The sequence below is a fragment of the Kitasatospora sp. NPDC093558 genome (assembly GCF_040683475.1).
Lineage (GTDB): Bacteria > Actinomycetota > Actinomycetes > Streptomycetales > Streptomycetaceae > Kitasatospora.
The window spans coordinates 1-2,266 of the sequence record NZ_JBFBDY010000873.1; the positions used below are offsets into that span (position 1 = coordinate 1).

Genomic DNA, 2,266 nt, shown 5'->3' on the forward strand with positions numbered 1-2,266 from the left:
GCCTGGAAGGTCGCGACCTCGGCGAAGAAGGACACCGGCCCGGCGACCCGCGAGATCGACGACGTCGTGCTGCTCCTCGGCGTCGAGAGCGTCAAGGCCACCAGGGAGGCGTACGTCGGCCAGGGCCTCGCCGTGGCCAGGAGCTTCGGCGGCAAGTACACCGAGTTCGCGGCCGGCGGGCCCGGTGCCGTCAAGCTGGCGCTGTACAAGCGCCGCGCGCTGGCCAAGGAGGTCGGCGTCCCCGTCGAGGGCACCGGCTCGCACCGGATCGTCCTCGGCAGCACGGGTGCCGCCTCCTTCACGGACGCCGACGGATTCACCTGGGAGGCCACCGCACCGTCCACCGCACCCTCCGCCGCCCCGGCCACCGCGCCGGCTGCTACGGGCCCGAACCAGCCGGCGGGGACGCCCTGACATGCCCCTGTTAGCCTGATCGGCATGATCACGAGGGGGCCGGGGAAGCGCGAACCGAGCGGGTCGGAAACCGGCCCGCAACGAGCGCTGATAGCAGCGAGTTTCGTCAACCGGGTGGGCAACGGCCTCTTCAACACCGCCGCCATCCTCTACTTCACCTTCGTCGTTCATCTGCCCGCCGCACAAGTCGGCGCGGGCCTGACGATCGCGGGCCTCTGCGGCCTGGCGGCCGGCATCCCGGCGGGGAACCTGGCCGACCGGTACGGGCCGCGCGCGATCTGGCTGACGGCGCTCGCCCTCCAGGCCGTCACCATGGCGGCGTTCGTCTTCATCGACAGCTGGCTCGCGTTCACGCTCGTCGCCACGCTCGACCGCCTGGCCGCGACGGCGGGCGGCGCCGCGGGCGGTGCGCTCATCGCCCGGGCCGGCGGTGAACGTCCCGCCGCCTTCCGGGCCAGGCTCCGGACGTTCGTCAACCTCGGCGTCGTCGTGGGCACGCTGGGCGCGGCCGTCGCCATCCAGCTCGACACGCGCCCCGCGTACACCGCGCTGATCCTCGCGAACGCCGCGAGCTTCGCCTGCGCCGGACTGATCGCGTTCCTGGGCGTCCCCAACTACCGGCCCCTGCCGCGGCCCGAGGAGCACCGGCAGTGGTCCGTCCTGGCGGACCGCCCGTACGTGTCGTTCGTCGCGCTCTACAGCGCCATGGGCCTGCAGTACCAGGTCGTCTCGCTCCTCCTGCCGATCTGGCTCAGTGCCCACACCGACGCGCCGCGCTGGACGGTGGCGGCGGTCTATGCGATCAACAGCGGCGTCTGCGTGCTGCTCCAGAGCCGGCTCGGCTCCAAGGTCGAGACCCCGCGGCAGGGCGGTCGCGCCTTCCGACTCGCGGGGCTCCTGTTCCTCGTCAGCTGCCCGCTGATGGCCCTGACCGCCGACGTCCCCGTGTGGGTCGCACCTGCGCTCGCCGGGATCGCCGTGTGCATCCACAGCGTCGGGGAGGTGTGGGAGTCGTCGGGCGGGTACGCGCTCGCCTTCGGCCTCGCGCCCGACCACGCCCAGGGGCAGTACCAGGGCCTCTTCGGCATCGGCTTCAACGCGGGCCAGGCCCTCGCCCCGGTGATCCTGACCGGAGCCGTCCTGGCGCTCGGGCACACGGGGTGGCTGCTGCTGGGCGCGTTCTTCGCGGTCGTGGGCGCGGCAGGGCCGCCCGTGGCCGCCTGGGCGGAGCGGAGCCGACCGGGGGACGACGGTTCGTCGACGGCCGACGGGCCGCTCAGCTCAACTGCTGGGCCAGGCCGAGGATGATGCCGCTCGGCCCGCGGAGGTAGCAGAGCAGGTAACGGTCCTCGAAGCGCGCCACCTCGCCGACGAGTTCGGCGCCGTGCGGGCGGAGGCGGGCGAGGGTGTCCTCGATGTCGTCGACGGCGAACATGACGCGGTGCAGGCCCAGCGTGTTCGCGGGGGCGGGCGCCGGCTCGGAGGTGATCGCCTTGGGGGAGTGGTACTGCGCGAGTTCGAGCCGGCCCGGGGCGCCCGGGATCCGCATCATCGCGATCTCGCACCGCATGTCGTCGAGCCCGACGACGCCCTCCGCCCAGCGCCCTGCGATCGGCGTCCGGCCTTCGAGCTCCATGCCGAGCTCGGTGAAGAACGCGACGGCGGCGTCGAGGTCGTCGACGACGATGCCCACGTTGTCCATCCGCTGAATCGTCATGCCCCGAGCCTAGGGGCCTGTCTTCAAACCCCCGCCTGCCGGGCGACGCCGGGGCACGCGCCTCGCCGCGTTGTCGTCGGTCGCCGATGCTCCGCATGGACTCCCTCCTCCGCCTTGCGATGCACGCACCCCAAC

At 73.0% G+C, this 2,266-nt stretch carries 2 protein-coding genes and 1 pseudogene; 2 read left to right on the forward strand and 1 reads right to left on the reverse strand.

Annotated elements, in window-relative coordinates; all coding sequences use genetic code 11:
* A pseudogene (locus AB0O00_RS36375) lies at positions 1 to 414 on the forward strand (hypothetical protein); the annotation flags it as partial.
* Positions 415 to 438: 24 nt separating this feature from the next.
* On the forward strand, positions 439 to 1,722 hold the full coding sequence (locus AB0O00_RS36380; RefSeq protein ID WP_363658984.1) for an MFS transporter: 1,284 nt from the start codon (positions 439 to 441) through the stop codon (positions 1,720 to 1,722).
* On the opposite strand, the gene AB0O00_RS36385 is transcribed toward AB0O00_RS36380, so the two are convergent.
* The gene (locus AB0O00_RS36385; protein ID WP_363658985.1) at positions 1,691 to 2,131 is read right to left on the reverse strand and encodes a VOC family protein; all 441 of its coding nucleotides are present in this window, start codon (positions 2,129 to 2,131) and stop codon (positions 1,691 to 1,693) included. The two genes, AB0O00_RS36380 and AB0O00_RS36385, sit on opposite strands and share 32 nt — an antisense overlap.
* Positions 2,132 to 2,266: the final 135 nt, after the last annotated feature.

Coding starts and splice junctions, on each gene's coding strand:
- AB0O00_RS36385 (WP_363658985.1), bottom strand. CDS start 2,131: ATGACGATTCAGCGGATGGACAACGTGGGCATCGTCGTCGACGACCTC.
- AB0O00_RS36380 (WP_363658984.1), top strand. CDS start 439: ATGATCACGAGGGGGCCGGGGAAGCGCGAACCGAGCGGGTCGGAAACC.